The sequence below is a fragment of the Mesorhizobium sp. WSM4842 genome, from assembly GCF_055901575.1.
In genome coordinates this window covers 6,287,272-6,301,447 of sequence record NZ_CM148372.1, presented here as the reverse complement: position 1 = coordinate 6,301,447, position 14,176 = coordinate 6,287,272, and the positions used below count along the sequence as shown (strand labels likewise).

Annotated in this window: 13 protein-coding genes and 1 pseudogene; 7 read left to right on the top strand and 7 right to left on the bottom strand. The window is 64.7% G+C overall.

All coding sequences use genetic code 11. The features are described 5' to 3' along the window. Window position 1: 1 nt before the first annotated feature. From AC0NIE_RS30535 to AC0NIE_RS30525, 3 genes are read left to right on the top strand one after another with little or no spacing between them, the layout of a single operon-like run. Window positions 2–820: an ABC transporter permease gene (locus AC0NIE_RS30535; protein WP_473486078.1), complete on the top strand. Its 819-nt coding sequence runs from the start codon at window positions 2–4 to the stop codon at window positions 818–820. A gap of 8 nt (window positions 821–828) precedes the next feature. Beyond that, window positions 829–1,575: an aspartate/glutamate racemase family protein gene (locus AC0NIE_RS30530; RefSeq protein ID WP_473486077.1), complete on the top strand. Its 747-nt coding sequence runs from the start codon at window positions 829–831 to the stop codon at window positions 1,573–1,575. Between the two features lie 5 nt (window positions 1,576–1,580). Then, window positions 1,581–2,417: a GNAT family N-acetyltransferase gene (locus AC0NIE_RS30525; RefSeq protein ID WP_473486076.1), complete on the top strand. Its 837-nt coding sequence runs from the start codon at window positions 1,581–1,583 to the stop codon at window positions 2,415–2,417. A 15-nt stretch (window positions 2,418–2,432) separates the two neighbouring features. On the opposite strand, the gene AC0NIE_RS30520 is transcribed toward AC0NIE_RS30525, so the two are convergent. Continuing rightward, window positions 2,433–2,972 carry an Lrp/AsnC family transcriptional regulator gene (locus AC0NIE_RS30520; protein WP_123146884.1) on the bottom strand — a complete coding sequence of 180 codons (540 nt, stop codon included), beginning with the start codon at window positions 2,970–2,972 and terminating at the stop codon, window positions 2,433–2,435. A gap of 48 nt (window positions 2,973–3,020) precedes the next feature. On the opposite strand from AC0NIE_RS30520, the gene AC0NIE_RS30515 reads away from it, so the two are divergent. Together AC0NIE_RS30515 and AC0NIE_RS30510 are read left to right on the top strand one after the other, a co-directional pair. Continuing rightward, window positions 3,021–4,199, top strand: coding sequence for an MFS transporter (locus AC0NIE_RS30515; RefSeq protein WP_473486075.1), 1,179 nt, complete (start codon window positions 3,021–3,023; stop codon window positions 4,197–4,199). Between the two features lie 133 nt (window positions 4,200–4,332). Next, complete coding sequence (locus AC0NIE_RS30510) at window positions 4,333–4,758, top strand: GNAT family N-acetyltransferase (RefSeq protein WP_473486074.1); 426 nt, start codon at window positions 4,333–4,335, stop codon at window positions 4,756–4,758. Here AC0NIE_RS30510 and AC0NIE_RS30505 read toward each other — a convergent pair whose 3' ends face one another. The 3 genes and pseudogenes from AC0NIE_RS30505 to murQ all read right to left on the bottom strand — a co-directional run bounded on the left by AC0NIE_RS30505 (window position 4,759) and on the right by murQ (window position 6,971). Beyond that, complete coding sequence (locus AC0NIE_RS30505) at window positions 4,759–5,886, bottom strand: anhydro-N-acetylmuramic acid kinase (protein ID WP_473486203.1); 1,128 nt, start codon at window positions 5,884–5,886, stop codon at window positions 4,759–4,761. It abuts the gene before it with no gap. A 6-nt stretch (window positions 5,887–5,892) separates the two neighbouring features. Beyond that, window positions 5,893–6,010: pseudogene (locus AC0NIE_RS30500) on the bottom strand (esterase); the annotation flags it as partial. Window positions 6,011–6,047: 37 nt separating this feature from the next. Then, on the bottom strand, window positions 6,048–6,971 hold the full coding sequence (gene murQ, locus AC0NIE_RS30495; protein ID WP_473486073.1) for an N-acetylmuramic acid 6-phosphate etherase: 924 nt from the start codon (window positions 6,969–6,971) through the stop codon (window positions 6,048–6,050). A gap of 173 nt (window positions 6,972–7,144) precedes the next feature. On the opposite strand from murQ, the gene AC0NIE_RS30490 reads away from it, so the two are divergent. Both AC0NIE_RS30490 and AC0NIE_RS30485 read left to right on the top strand, forming a co-directional pair. Further along, window positions 7,145–8,254, top strand: coding sequence for a carbohydrate kinase (locus AC0NIE_RS30490; RefSeq protein WP_473486072.1), 1,110 nt, complete (start codon window positions 7,145–7,147; stop codon window positions 8,252–8,254). A 31-nt stretch (window positions 8,255–8,285) separates the two neighbouring features. Continuing rightward, entirely contained in the window at window positions 8,286–9,215 is a 930-nt protein-coding gene (locus tag AC0NIE_RS30485; RefSeq protein ID WP_473486071.1) for a pseudouridine-5'-phosphate glycosidase, read from the top strand. 43 nt (window positions 9,216–9,258) lie between these two features. Here AC0NIE_RS30485 and AC0NIE_RS30480 read toward each other — a convergent pair whose 3' ends face one another. The 3 genes from AC0NIE_RS30480 to AC0NIE_RS30470 are packed head-to-tail and all read right to left on the bottom strand — an operon-like array spanning window position 9,259 to window position 14,175. Then, window positions 9,259–10,677: an FAD-binding oxidoreductase gene (locus tag AC0NIE_RS30480; protein WP_473486070.1), complete on the bottom strand. Its 1,419-nt coding sequence runs from the start codon at window positions 10,675–10,677 to the stop codon at window positions 9,259–9,261. 5 nt (window positions 10,678–10,682) lie between these two features. Continuing rightward, the gene (locus tag AC0NIE_RS30475; RefSeq protein ID WP_473486069.1) at window positions 10,683–11,924 is read right to left on the bottom strand and encodes a VWA domain-containing protein; all 1,242 of its coding nucleotides are present in this window, start codon (window positions 11,922–11,924) and stop codon (window positions 10,683–10,685) included. Beyond that, the gene (locus AC0NIE_RS30470) at window positions 11,917–14,175 is read right to left on the bottom strand and encodes a DUF5682 family protein (protein WP_473486068.1); all 2,259 of its coding nucleotides are present in this window, start codon (window positions 14,173–14,175) and stop codon (window positions 11,917–11,919) included. Before AC0NIE_RS30470 ends, AC0NIE_RS30475 begins: the two co-directional genes overlap by 8 nt. Window position 14,176: the final 1 nt, after the last annotated feature.

Here is a 14,176-nt window from a genome sequence, read left to right as displayed (position 1 = left end):
GATGAGCCACGACAAGCGCCCCCTCGAATTCTACGTGCTGGCGGCCTTCTTCGCCCTTTTCGTGCTGTTTCTCTACGGCCCGCTCTCGGCGATCCTGATCCTCTCTTTCCAGGGCGAGAATGGCGGGCTGACATTCCCATTGAACGGCGTTTCGCTGCACTGGTTCGCCAATCTGTTCGAGCGCCAGGCGGTCGGCGATTTCGGCGGCAGCTTCAAACGCTCCTTCATCCTTGGCCTGATGGTGATGATCGTGACCGTCGGCGTGTCGCTGCTTGCCGGTCTTGCCTTCCGGCAAAAATTTCGCGGCGCCACCGCACTATTCTATCTGGCGGTCGCCAGCCTGGTCGTGCCGTCGATCATCATCTCGCTCGGCATCGGCGTCGTCTTCCAGCAGATCGGCTTCCGCCCCGCCTGGTACACGTCTGCCTTCGGCGCGCATCTGACGTGGACCTTGCCTTTCGGCGTGCTGATCATGTTCGCCGTCTTCAACCGGTTTTCGCCGGCCTATGAGGAGGCCGCGCGTGATCTCGGAGCGACCTCCTGGCAGACCTTCGCGCATGTCGTGCTGCCGATGATCGCGCCCAGCCTGATCGGCGTCGGCCTGTTCGGTTTCACCCTGTCCTATGACGAGTTCGCCCGCACGCTGATGACCTCGGGCACGTTCAACACGTTGCCGCTCGAAATTTACGGCATGACGACGAATGTGACGACGCCGGTGCTCTATGCACTGGGCACCGTGACATCAGTATTTTCCTTCCTGGTGATCCTGCTGACGCTTGGCGCAATCGTCTATGTCGGGCGTCGCCGAGCGCGTGCATGAGACCTTCAGTGCAAATCGTCGTTGTCAATCCGAACACCACCGCCAGCATGACCGAAACCATTGCAGCTGCGGCGCGGTTGGTCGCCGGCGCCGGTACGGACATCGTCGCCGTGACCTCGACGATGGGTCCGGTTTCGATCGAAGGCTACTATGACGAGGCGCTTGCCGTGCCGGGCCTGCTGGTCGAGATCGCCGCCGGCGAGCGCTCGGGCGCGCAGGCCGCGATCATCGCTTGTTTCGACGATACCGGCCTCGATGCCGCGCGCGCCATGGCCAACATTCCGGTCATCGGCATCTGCGAGGCAGCGCTCAGCACGGCCTCGTTCATCGCCCAGCGCTTCACCGTCGTCACCACGACCGAGCGCTCGCGCGTACCGGTCGAAGGGCTGGTGCAGCGCTATGGCATGGCGGGGCGGGCACGCGTGCGCGCCGCCGATATCCCGGTCCTTGCTCTCGGAGACCCGGCATCGGACGCGTTCCTGAAATTGCGGGGCGAGATCGCGCGCGCGCTCGACGAGGATCGCGCCGAGGCCATCGTGCTCGGCTGCGCCGGCATGGCCGATCTCGCAGCCAAGCTGCAGCGGGAATTCGGCGTTCCGGTCATCGACGGTGTCGGCGCAGCGGTCAAGCAGGCCGAGGCCTTGATCGCGCTTGGCCTGTCGACCTCCAAGCGTGGCGCCTATGCAAGCCCACTGGCAAAGCCTTATCGTGGCGCCTTGAAATCCTTCGCCCCCGGATCTGTTGCCGCCGAGTGACCGCAATGCGCCGAACGATCAGAACGCTCGCACTTGACGAAGTGGAAACCCTTGTCGACTGGGCGGCAGCGGAAGGCTGGAATCCCGGTGTTGGCGATGCCGTGGCGTTCCAGGCAGCGGATCCCGAGGGCTTCATCGGCGCCTTTGTCGATGGCGAGATGGTGGCCGGTATTTCTGCTGTGGCCTATGGCGACGATTTCGGTTTCATCGGCCTCTACATCTGTCGGCCGGACCGGCGCGGTGAGGGCCATGGCAAGGCAGTCTGGGACACCGGCATGGCGCGGCTCGGCAACCGCACGATCGGCCTCGATGGTGTCGTCGAACAGCAGGCCAACTACCGCAGCATGGGTTTTGCGCCGGTCTACCGAACGATCCGGTTCGTCGGATCGCCGGATGTTCCGGCAACCGCCGACAGTGGTATTCGCGCCATAGACCCGGAACTCATACCCAATGTCCTGGACTACGACAGCCGCTTCTTTCCCGCTCCGAGGCGATCCTTCCTGGAGCACTGGCTGCGCCCGCCGCACATGGCGCTGGCGATCGTTAGGGATGGCGCGATCGAGGGATATGGCGTCGCGCGCCGTTGCCGGGACGGTTGCAAGATCGGGCCGCTTTTTTCCAACAGCCTGGACGCGGCAAGTCGCCTTTTCGCCGCGCTCGCCGGCATCTCCGGACCCGGAAATGTCCATCTCGACGTGCCCGAGACCAGCGGGCAATTTGCAGCTCAGCTGACGTCCGCCGGCCTCGAGCCGGGCTTCGAAACGGCTCGAATGTACAGGGGAAAAGCGCCGCAGTTAGCGCAATCCGGGGTCTTTGCAATAACGACCCTGGAGCTTGGTTGATTGGACGCAGGCCGCCTAATACAGCGGTTTGGCCATGTGCCGGGGCGCCGGCCATTCCGTCGTGATCCCGGGCTGCACCGGCCGCTCCAGATAGGTCGACAGAACCACATAGCTTCGCGTCGAGGTGACGCCGGGCGTTTCGTAGAGACGCGACAGCAGGCCTTCGAGCGCCCGAGTATCCTCGGTGCGGACCTTGATCAGCATGCATGTATCGCCGGCCACCGAATGAATCTCCTCGACTTCGGGGTGCTCGGAGATCGCCATCAGTTCGGGGGTCTTTCCCCAGCCCTTGGTGTCGATGTGCACGAAAGCGAGCAACGGCTTGCGCACCGCCTTGGGATCGATGATTGCCGCGGTGTTGCGAATGGCGCCGCTGCGCCGAAGCCGCTTCACCCGTTCGTGCGCTGCCGGCGGCGACAGGCCGACGCGATCACCGAGCTCGGCATAGCTGACGGTGGCGTCGTCGACCAGAACGCCTAATATCTTTCGGTCGGTTGCGTCGACATCGCGGGCAGCGGGCCTGTTCTGCAGAATGCCATCTGTTTCTTCATCCATGGTGAAATTCCTTATTGATACAGAATTTAATACGGCGATTATCGTCGTATGACGAACAGTGATCAAGTCGCAACATTGATGGCAAGGCCGCCTATCCCGGCGCTCGCCTATCTGCTCACCGGATGCATCGCCGTGATCGGTTCGAACTCGCTGGTCCTCGGTCCGATAGCACCGGCGGTGGCGGCGTCGTTTGCGACAAGCGTGCCGGCCGTCATGATCGCGTCCGCTGCGTTCGGTCTCGGGACATCGGCAAGCGCCTTGTTCCTGGCCCGCTATATCGATCGGCTTGGCGCTCGCCGCATGCTGCAAGGGGCGTTGCTGCTGCTGGCGATAGCGCTCCTCGCCAGCGCCGCCGCGCCGAAGGTAACGGCGCTGGTTGCGGCGCAGCTTGTCGCAGGCATCGCCGCCGGCGTCGCCATGCCGGCAATCTATGCCAGCGCCGCGGCGATCGCGCCGCCTGGCCGCGAAAGCGGGACGATCGGCGTCGTGCTGACCGGATGGACCCTGAGCATGGTCGCCGGCGTCTCACTGTCGGCGGTGCTTGCCGATCTGCTGCACTGGCGCGCTGTTTTCGCGGCGGTTGCAGCGCTTGCGGCGCTCGCGTTGACCGGCCTTACGCTGACATCGCTGAGCGACGTCAGGAAAAGCGGCCCGGCGCCGACGCCGCTCGGCGCCTTGGCCGTTCCCGGCATAGTGCCGCTTCTGGTCGCCTGCGGCGCCTTCATGACCGCCTTCTACGGCGTCTATGGCTATCTTGGCGATCACCTTCACAACGGCCTGGGACGGCCGGTCAGCGCCAACGGCTTGGCCGCGCTCGCCTATGGCGCCGGCTTCGGCATGGCGGCGCTTCTTGACGGCGTGATCGATCGCCTCGGCGCGCGACGCGTCATGCCGTTCGCTTATCTGCTCGTCGCGGTCGTCTATGTCGCGCTCGCCGCGGCAAGCAGTAGTTTCCATCTGACCATCGCGATGGTCGCGGCCTGGGGCCTTGCCAATCATTTCGGCTTGAATGTCCTGGTGATGCGCCTCTCGGCGCTCGATCCGGCGCGGCGCGGCACGATCATGGGCCTGAACAGCGCAGTGACCTATCTCGCGGTGTTTGTCGGCACCACGGCCTTCGGTCCGCTTTATTCCAGCTTTGGTTTTGCGGCATCTGCAATGGTCGCAGCGCTGCTCATGCTGGTTGCCGCTTCGGCGGCGGCGTGGCGTTCGCCGCGGCCCGTGTAGTCGCGGAGCCGCGCGGCGGCAGAGCTTGCGCTCCCCTCCTGTCCTTCGACAAATGCAAATGAAAGTGCGATAGCATCCGGAAGGACGCGGCGCTGTATACCGGTATCCGGCTGTGAGCGTGTCTGGACATGCGATGAACATGACGCTTGAAACCACCGCCGACCCTTCGCCGAAAGAGCTCGCTTTTCTCGGGGAGCGACTCAGCGCGTTCAACGACAGCGATGTCGGTACGGCCAACAGGCAGGCGCTCGCCGTGTTCGTGCGCGATGAGCGCCGTGCGGTTGTCGGCGGCATCTCGGGATATACCGCCTGGGGCTGGCTCTATGTGCAATGGCTCTGGGTCGATGAGCGGCTGCGCGGCCGGCACATGGCCGGCAGGATGCTGGACGCAGCCGAACAGGAAGCCGTTGCACGCGGCTGTCATGGCGCCTTGATCGACACGTTCAATCCCCAGGCGGCCAAGGTCTATGAGCGTCAGGGATATCGGCCGTTCGGCGTGCTTCCCGATTTTCCCGTCGGCCGCGCCCGCGTCTTCCTGCAGAAGAAATTGCTGGCTTGACTAGCCGGCAAGGCGCCCGCCGCGCATCGGCTGTGGCACCCCGGTGGTGGTCGGGAAGCTGATCGGTAGGCCCCTGAGCACGCGAACCGCAAGGAAAGCAAAGCACTCCGCCTCGACCGCGTCACCCTTCCAGCCGAGCGCCTCTGCCGGCACGGCTTCGACGCCGGCGCGGCTGGCAAGCATGGCCATGATCGTCGGGTTGTGGCGGCCGCCGCCGCTGACCACCAGCCGCTTCGGCCGGTGCGGCAGGAGGTCGAGCGCCTTGCCGACGGCTGCGGCGGTGAAGGCCGTCAGCAGTGCGGCGCCATCCTCAGCGTTCATCCCATCCGCCATGGCTGCGCCGAAATCGAACCGGTCAAGCGACTTTGGATAGGGCTTGGCCAGGTAGGGATGCTGCAAGAGCTTGGCCAGCTTGGCTTCGTCGACGGTGCCGGTCCGCGCGAGCGCGCCGTCGCGGTCCATCTCACCCAAACCCTTCGACTTGATGAAATCGTTCAACGGCGCATTGGCCGGTCCGGTGTCGAAAGCGACGACATTGTCCTTGCCGTCCCACCAGGTGATGTTGGCGACGCCGCCGAGATTGAGCACCGCCGTGTCGCCGCTGGTATCGGCATCGCGCAGCAGCGCGGCGTGATAGGCGGCCGACAGCGGCGCGCCTTGCCCGCCGGCGCGCATGTCGGCCGAGCGGAAATCATAGGCGACTTTGGTTTCCAGAATAGAATGCATCAACTCGCCATCGCCGAGCTGGCGGGTCTGGCCGAGCCGGCCGGGTTGCGGGGCGCGATGCAGCACGGTCTGGCCATGGAAGCCGACGACCCCGATATCGGCCATCCTCAGCCCGTAGCTTTCGACCAGGTCCTTGACGGCCGCCGACTGGGCGCGCGTCAGCGCTTCTTCAGCTTCGCGAAAGATTGCCGGCTCCGGCCCGGTGAAACTCCAGGTCCTGGCCTGGCGCAGCGTCTCCTCCAGCAGCGTCTGGATTGATCTGGGGTAGGGCGCCAGCGTGTAGGTGCCGAAATCCGCGATCCGCTCGCCGTCGGTCTTGATCAGCGCAACATCGATATTGCCGTCCAGCACGGTGCCGGTCATCAGGCCGACGGCCCAGATTGGTTCCCCACTTTTCGCAATCACTTGTTAGGCTCCGTTGACGAGATCGCCGACCGATTGGCGAATCTCGATAATCCCGCTGTTGATGTGTCGGATGGATCCGGTTGGTGAGCAAGGTCCATGCCTTGCCTTTGTCGAAGTCGATCCGTCCTGTATACCAGTATCCCGGTATCCAGGCGGCTTCACAGTGTCTTTTCGCCTATCGCCTTTCGCAGAAACCCGCCCGCATTGTCGAGCGCCTTCCGCGCATCTTTGATGCCCATCCCGGTGATTGTCACCAGTATCGCCAGCTTGACGTCCTTGCCGGTCTGGTCGAGCGCCCGTCGTGCCTGCTGCGCTGTGCAGCCGGTGGTCTGCATCACGATCCCAACCGCCCTGGCGACGAGCTTTTTGTTGCTGGGATTAAGGTCGACCATCAGGTTCTGATAGCTCTTGCCGATCCGGATCATGCTGGCTGTCGTCAGCATGTTGAGAACCAGCTTTTGCGCGGTTCCCGACTTCAACCGGGTCGAGCCGGCGAGAACCTCGGGGCCGACAAGCGGCGAGATGGCAATATCGGCAATGCCGGCAATGACTGACCTGGGATTGCAGGAAAGCGCCACGGTCGTTGCTCCCACCTGCCTTGCATAGGTCAATCCGCCGATGACGTAGGGTGTGCGGCCGCTGACCGCGATGCCGACCACCACATCGTCGGCGGTCAACTTGATGTCCTGCAGTGCCTTCATGCCTTGTTGCGGATCATCCTCGGCGCCTTCCACAGCCCGCACCAGCGCTTTGGGGCCGCCCGCGATCAGGCCGAGCACCATGTCCTCGGGCACGCCAAATGTTGGCGGACACTCCGAGGCGTCGAGAACTCCCAACCGGCCGCTCGTGCCGGCGCCCATATAGACAAGCCGCGCGCCTTTTTGAAACGCACTAACGATCCGGTCTACCGCGGCAGCAATTTCCGGAATGACCTTCTCGACGGCGGCCGGAACGCCGCTGTCCTCGTCATTGATCTCGCGCAGGATCTCGATGGTCGGCAGCAGGTCGATATCCATCGTCCTCGGGTTCCGATCCTCAGAAACCAACCGCTCCAGTTCCGACATCAACTCCTGTTCATTCATCCGCTTACTTTCAAACTTCTCGCCATCGGCAACAAGTAATGTGATGCGGCGCCAAGCGTTGACCAGTACCAGCGGCTGGCACTGGCGGACCTCTCTTGGTCCAAACAAATGTTGACAACATCATCTGTTGTTGATCAAAGTCCAGCCATGAATTGCGCGGGCCGGGTGAGGCGATGGACGACCTTGGAGCACAGGAACAGGCAGTGCTGGATCTCATCGCGGCGAACCCTTTCGCCGGCCAGCAGGATATAGCGACCGCGCTCGGCATTGCCCGCTCGACCGTCGCGGCCCACATCGTGCAGCTCGTCAACAAGGGCTACATTCTTGGTCGCGGCTATGTGTTGCCGGCCTCCAAGCGCATGATCTGCATCGGCGGCGCGGTCCTGGACCGCAAGTACCACGCCAAGAAGGATCTGATCTTCGGGACGTCGAACCCGGTCGACGGCTATCGCAGCTTCGGCGGCGTCGCCCGCAACGTCGCCGAGAACCTTGTCCGCCTCGGCGTCGACGTAAGCTTCGTTTCGATTGTCGGCGACGACGAGACCGGCCGCTCGCTGGTGCGGCATCTGCGCGACCTCGGCGCCGACGTCAGCCAGGTGATCACCACCACGGAGCGGCCAACGGCGGAATATGCAGCGATCCTCGACCTCGATAACGATCTCGTGCTCGGCATCGCCGACATGGAGATCTTCGATCTGTTTTCGCCCTCCTATCTCGACCGCTTTTGGCCGCATCTGGCTTCGGCGACTTGGGTGTTCATCGACTGCAACCTGCCGGCCGCGACGATCGCAGCGCTGATGTCACGCAAGCAGGGCGCGCGCTTCAAGCTCACCGTCGACACGGTGTCGTCGCCGAAATCGGCGCGCCTGCCGAAGGACCTGACCGGCATCGACCTTTTGTTCACCAATCGCGACGAGGCCAACACGATGCTTGGCATCACCGATGCCGACAAGCGGCTTAAGCCGAAGGAGGCTGCTGCGGCACTGCGCGCGGCCGGCGCCAGCGAGGTGATCGTGACCATGGGCGCGCATGGATTTGCGGTCGCGACCGAAGGCGGGGTGGCAACGATGCGTTCCGTCCCGGCGCGCGCCGTCGACATCACCGGCGCCGGCGACGCAATGATTGCCGGCACCATGTACAAGGTGCTTTCGGGCGATCCCGTGCTCGACGCGGCGCGCACCGGCGCGCTGCTCGCCACACTGACCACCGAGAGCGAATCCAGCGTTCATCCTGATCTGTCGCCGCGCTTCCTCACCGCCGGCATGCACCGCATTTCCGCCTGAACGCGAGCCGAACCCTGAAAGCGAAATGACGATGAAACCTTCCCTTCTCCACCTGAACGACGAAGTCGCGGCAGCACTTCGTGAAGGCCGCGCGGTGGTGGCGCTGGAATCGACGATCATCACCCATGGCATGCCTTATCCTGCCAATCTGGAGACAGCGCGGGGCGTCGAGACCGTGGTGCGCGAGAACGGTGCGGTGCCCGCCACGATCGCGGTGGTCGCCGGCAAGATCAAAGTCGGGCTCGGAGACCGGGAGCTGGAGCAGCTGGCAGCGGCAAAAGACGTGGTCAAGGCCTCCGGGCGCGACCTCGCCGCCATCATGGTGGGCGGCGGGTCGGCCGGAACCACGGTTTCGGCGACGATGCGGATCGCCGCACTCGCCGGCATCGGCATTTTCGCGACGGGCGGCGTCGGCGGCGTGCATCGTGGCGCCGAGGCCACTTTCGATATCTCGGCCGACCTGACCGAACTCGGCCAGACCGGCACGACCGTCGTCTGCGCCGGCGTGAAATCGATCCTCGATATTGCAAAAACGCTGGAATATCTGGAGACCCAGCGCGTGCCGGTGATTGCCTATCAGAGCGACGATTTTCCGGCCTTCTATACGCGCTCCAGCGGACTGAAAGCTGATCACCGCCTCGATACGCCCGAGGACATTGCGCAGGCCATGCTGCTGCACGAGCAGATCGGCTCGGGCACCGGCATCCTCGTCGCCAATCCAATTCCGGAAGTGGACGCGCTCGATCCGGCCTTTATCGACGGCACGATCACGGCAGCGGTGGCAGAGGCCGGGACACGCGGCATCGGGCGCAAGGAACTGACGCCGTTCCTGCTCGCCCGCGTCAACGAGCTTTCGCAGGGCCGCAGCCTGAAGGCCAATATCGCGCTGGTCCGCAACAACGCCGCGCTCGCTGCCCGCATTGCCGTGGCGCATGCGGGATTGAAGCCCGTGGGCAGATAGACTCAAGCACCCGGCCAGCGCTACCGGCCTTCGATTTCCAGCCTCATTGGGGCGGCACGTCACGTATGCTAGCCGCCTGCGCGAGGTCGAAGACCCGCCCGGCATTGAGGATATTGTTCGGATCGAAAGCCGCTTTCAAGCGCCGCATGGCCGCGATCTCGGCATCGCTGCGCACGAGGTGCAACCATTCCTTCTTGTCGAGGCCGATGCCATGCTCGGCCGAGACGCCGCCGCCGGCCGCAGCCACGCTGCGATAGACGATGTCATACGCCGCCGCCGGATCCACCGTGCGGACCTGATAGTGCAGATTGCCATCGCCGAGATGGCCGAAGACGTAGATGTCGGCGTTGCGGTCAACGGCCTGGACCGCAGCTTCCGTTTCCCGCAGGAAAGTGCCCATCCTCGCCAGCGGGATGCTGATATCGACGCCGACCAGGCCTTTTATCGAAAACAGGAATCGGTTGGCGTCCTCTCGCACCGCCCAGAGCGCGCGGAATTCGCGCGGCGACTGCGAGACCACCACGTCATCGATCACGCCGTCTTCAACCGCCTGCATCAGCACAGCGGCAAAACGTTCACCGTCGCGGTCGGGCTCGCTGCCCTGTATCTCGGCGAGCACATAGACGGGCGAGCCGACGGGCAGCGGCGCCGGCGCATCCATGCCGGCGATCATGGCGCCATAGAGCGGCGCGAAATTCACTTCATAGGCCGAGAGCAAAGGTCCGAGCTTCTGCCTGAGCAGCGCAAGCAGCGCGATCGCCGCGTCGAGCGACGCAAGCGCGCAGAAGGCGTTGACCTCGGTGGCCGGCTTCGGGTGCAGTCGCAGGCAGGCGCGCGTGACGACGCCCAGCGTGCCTTCGCTGCCAATGAATAGCTGGTTGAGATCATAGCCGGAATTGTCCTTGGACAAGCCCTTGAGCGACGTCAGGATGCTGCCATCGGCAAGTACCGCTTCCAGGCCGAGCACCTGCGCGCGGTACATGCCGTAGCGCAGCACCCGGATACCGCCGGCATTGGTGGCGACATTGCCGCCGACCGTGGCCGTGCCGCGCGCGCCGATGTCGACGCCGAACAGCAAGCCGGCCGTATCGGCCGCGTCCTGCACCATCTGCAGTGGTGCGCCGGCCTCGGCAACGATCGTTGCCGCCTCGCGGTCGGGAGTCTCGATCGCCGTCATGCGCTCCAGCGACAGCACCGCTTCGCCGGGCTGGATGCGAGCCGCACCGGCAAGCCCGGTTCGGCCACCCTGGACGACAAGCCTTTGCCCCGCCTCGTTGCACAGGCGCAGTATGTCCGACACCTCGCCGGTCTTGCGCGGACGCAGCACGAACTCCGGCAGTGCGCCGGTCTTGCCGTCGGGATCTTCCCTGTAACGCGGTCCGGCCTCGTCGGCCGAAACGATCGCTGATCTGTCCAGCCGTTTTTCCAGCCGCGACAGGAGCTCGTCAACCTTCTGTGACATGGGGCTCACTCGTTCGCCCTAGGCGCTTCGGCCTCGGCGCGAACCAACTTGATGTCGGCTCCCGCCGCCCAAGCGCCGATATCTTCCCGGCGCAATGCCGCCGCCATCATGTCCGGAAACAAATCCGGCGTGCAGGCGAAGACCGGAATGCCAAGTGCGGCAACCGAACCTGCCATTGCCGGATCGTAGCCGGGCCGGCCTTGGTCGGTCAGTGCCAGAAGCACGACGACATTGACGCCGGATCGAACCAGCGCCGCCAGCCGCCGCAGCAACTCCTGGCCATTGCCGCCCTCGTAGAGGTCGGTGATCAGCACCAGATGCGACCTGGTTGGCCGCTCGATGCGGTCGGCGCAGTAGGCGACGGCCTGGTTGATATCGGTGCCGCCGCCAAGCTGCACGCCGAACAGCACTTCGACGGGATCGCTGAGTTCTTCGCTAAGGTCGACGATGGCCGTATCGAAACAGACGAGCTTGGCGCGCACGACCGGCAGCGAGGCCATTACCGCCGCGAAGATCGAGGCGTAGACGACCGAGCTTGCCATCGAGCCGGACTGGTCGACGCAGAGAACGACTTCGTCAAGATCGACCAGCCGGCGCTGCTTGCGCATGAAACCAACCAGCTTCTCCGGCACGATAGTTTTGTGCTCGGGCTGGTAGTGGCGAAGGTTCGCCGAGATGGTGCGCTGCCAGTCGATATCGCGCGCACGCGGACGGTTGGTGCGCTTCGATCGGTCGAGCGCGCCGCGTATCGCCTCGGCGGTCTTCTGCTCCAGCTTCTGCATCAGCTTGGCGACGATGTCGGCGATGATCGTGCGGGCGATGTCCTTGGACTTGGCCGGCATGACCGAGCGGAGCGAAATCAGGTCGGCGACCAGGTTGACGTCCGCCTCGATCGCCTTGAGGAACTCCGGCTCCATCAGCATCTGCTTCAGGTCCAGCCGTTCGAAAGCGTCCTTCTGGACAATCTGAACGACCTGCGCGGGAAAGAAGGAGCGAATGTCGCCCATCCATTGCGCAACGCGCGGTGCCGAGCGGCCAAGCCCGCCACGCCGCGTGCGCGGGTCACTGGCCGCCGCGCCGGCACCATCGCCGTAGAGAGCATCGAGTGCCGCCGAAAGTCGTTTGTCGTCGCTGGAAAGTGCCGCCGACGCCTCGTCATCGGCGCCGATCGCCAGGCGCCAGCGGCGCTCCCCTCCGGCATCTGCAGTGAGTGGGCCGGGCCCGTTCATTTCGCCCTCGTCATCCATTGCCGTTTCCTCCCATGAGCAATGGTCCAAGCCGTTCCAGGTGTCGGCGCCATGCCTCGCCGCCATCCGGCGTCGGCGTCAGGCCAGCCGGCAAGCGCGCGGCGCGGCCGAGAACCGCTTCGATCAGCCGCCGGCGCTCCATGCTGTCCAGATTGGAAAAGACGCGGCGCAGCAACGGCAGGTGCGCGATGAAAGCATCTTCGTCGAGAGATTTGAGCCAGGAATCGACCGCGCCGCGCAGACCTTCGTCATAGATCAGCCGTTGACCGGCTGTGCTGAAGAAGCCCTCGAAGAACCCCGCCGCCTCGGCGACCGGCGTGCCCGGCGACAGGCGTCGCCCGAGCAGCCCGGCTGCGGCTTCGGCGGACAGGCGGCCGGCCTCGTAGAGCAGGTGCGCGGCGCATCCGGCCAGCAGCGCCGTCGCTCGCGACCCCTCCAGCACGGCAGCCAGCCCGTTGCGCCATCCGTTCAGCACGTCTTCCCCGGGCTCGACCAGCCTGATCGCCTCATCGGCCTTGCGCATCGCGCTAGCTAGCGTCGCGGCGGCCTGCTCATCCAGGTCGCGTGCCGCATAGGGAAGCGCGATCGCAGCTTCGACGATCAGCCGCTCCATCAGGCCGGACAGCCGGTTCGTCTCCGTTTTGCGGGCCTCGCCGTAGCGGATGATGCCGGCGAGCGGCGGCACCGAGGCCAGAATCTCCAGGCATTCGCTGCTGCGCGCCGCGCGCGCCTCCAAGGCCGCGAGACCGGCCGTCGATGCTTCCGACAGGCCAGCCGTGATGGCGCCCTGGACCAGTGCCGCAAGAGTATCGAGGGTTGCTGCGGCTTCGATCATCTGGATCAGGCGGCCGTTGGCAGCCTTTTCGATGGTCGGCCCGTAGATCAGGTTCTCCACCAGGCGAACGGCATATTCCGGCTCCCAGGCCAGGGTCCACCGCTCGCGGAAGGTGCCACGGCTGCGACCGGCGTCCGTCAACTTGCCCCAATGCACACCAAGCACGTTCAGTCGATGCAGCAATGTCGAACGAAACAGCCCGCTGTCGCTTCGCAGGTCGACGGATAGTTCCCGCTCGAGCGCTTCAGGTTTCAGCCGCGCCGCCTTCTGGTTGCGCTGCAGATCCTCGATCAACGGCGCCAACGGCGTGTCGGTTGGAATTTCGCCGACGACCGCACCTAGAAGCAACTCGGCCTCGACCAGGGCCCACAGCAACGCTTCGCCATTGAACAGAGCCGCAATTGCGGCGTCGCGCAATTCCTCAAACCCGGGTTTCGGCCGCTCGCGAATCGCGGCGAGCGTGCGGGCGAGCCGCTCCGCTTCGATCAGCGAAGCGGTCGAGACCAGGTGACCCTTCACCCGCAGCACCGCTGCAATCATTGCAAGCCACAAGGTTGCTGCATCGCGCCGGCCGCGCGTGCGCCAGAGATGCTTGCACCAGCCGGGTGCGACGACGCCCGCACCATAGCCGTAGCCCAGCGCCAGACGCGGTCCCGTCCACGGCGCCCATGTCATCGTGCTCTTGCGCCTTGCAATCCCCTTAAGCAGGGCTTGATCGTTTTTCTGCGGGTGTGTCGCCTGCAGTGCCGGCACATGCCACGCCCCGCAGACGACGGCGATCGGTCCGTCGAATTCCTTGCGCGCCGCAGCGATTTCGAGCCGCATATGTGCTTCGCGCTGGGCCTCGAACTGCGCGATCGAGCCTTCACCATCCCTTAGCGTCGTCATCGCGTCGCAGATGGCGGCGAATATCGGGCCTGGTTCCGGATTCTGCTCGATGATGTCCGACCACCAGCTTTCGCCATCCTCATAGCCGGCGGCGCGGGCCAGCGTGCCTATCGGGTCACGCCGATGTGAAGCCACATCATCATGCTCGCTTGCTTCCTTCGCTTCGCCGGCATCGGCTTCTTCTGTGCTGTCGGCCGTCGCTGCGGTGAAGCGCGCCGACGATGGCAGGTCGATGAAGCGCAACGCCGCCTTGTTGTCCACGGCCCAAAGCACCGCCTGATACTCGGGCGAGAACTCGGCGAAGGGCCAGAAGCTTGTCGAAGCCGGATCCTCCTCCGGATAGCAAAGCAGTGCTACCGGCGGCTGCATCTCCGGGCGGGCCAGCAACGGCAGTAGCGCGGAGGCATCGATCGGCCCCTCGATCAGCACTGCGACCGGCTGCAAATCTTGCAATGCCTGCACAAGGCTGTCGGCGGAACCCGGCCCGTGATGGCGTATGCCGAAATAGGCGACATCGCTGTGCCCCATG

What these genes read in the sequence shown, in the direction of transcription:
- AC0NIE_RS30535 (WP_473486078.1), top strand. Translation starts at nt 2, where the DNA reads ATGAGCCACGACAAGCGCCCCCTCGAATTCTACGTGCTGGCGGCCTTC.
- AC0NIE_RS30525 (WP_473486076.1), top strand. Translation starts at nt 1,581, where the DNA reads ATGCGCCGAACGATCAGAACGCTCGCACTTGACGAAGTGGAAACCCTT.
- AC0NIE_RS30520 (WP_123146884.1), bottom strand. Translation starts at nt 2,972, where the DNA reads ATGGATGAAGAAACAGATGGCATTCTGCAGAACAGGCCCGCTGCCCGC.
- AC0NIE_RS30515 (WP_473486075.1), top strand. Translation starts at nt 3,021, where the DNA reads ATGACGAACAGTGATCAAGTCGCAACATTGATGGCAAGGCCGCCTATC.
- AC0NIE_RS30510 (WP_473486074.1), top strand. Translation starts at nt 4,333, where the DNA reads ATGAACATGACGCTTGAAACCACCGCCGACCCTTCGCCGAAAGAGCTC.
- murQ (WP_473486073.1), bottom strand. Translation starts at nt 6,971, where the DNA reads ATGAATGAACAGGAGTTGATGTCGGAACTGGAGCGGTTGGTTTCTGAG.
- AC0NIE_RS30490 (WP_473486072.1), top strand. Translation starts at nt 7,145, where the DNA reads ATGGACGACCTTGGAGCACAGGAACAGGCAGTGCTGGATCTCATCGCG.
- AC0NIE_RS30485 (WP_473486071.1), top strand. Translation starts at nt 8,286, where the DNA reads ATGAAACCTTCCCTTCTCCACCTGAACGACGAAGTCGCGGCAGCACTT.
- AC0NIE_RS30480 (WP_473486070.1), bottom strand. Translation starts at nt 10,677, where the DNA reads ATGTCACAGAAGGTTGACGAGCTCCTGTCGCGGCTGGAAAAACGGCTG.
- AC0NIE_RS30475 (WP_473486069.1), bottom strand. Translation starts at nt 11,924, where the DNA reads ATGGATGACGAGGGCGAAATGAACGGGCCCGGCCCACTCACTGCAGAT.
- AC0NIE_RS30470 (WP_473486068.1), bottom strand. Translation starts at nt 14,175, where the DNA reads ATGGGGCACAGCGATGTCGCCTATTTCGGCATACGCCATCACGGGCCG.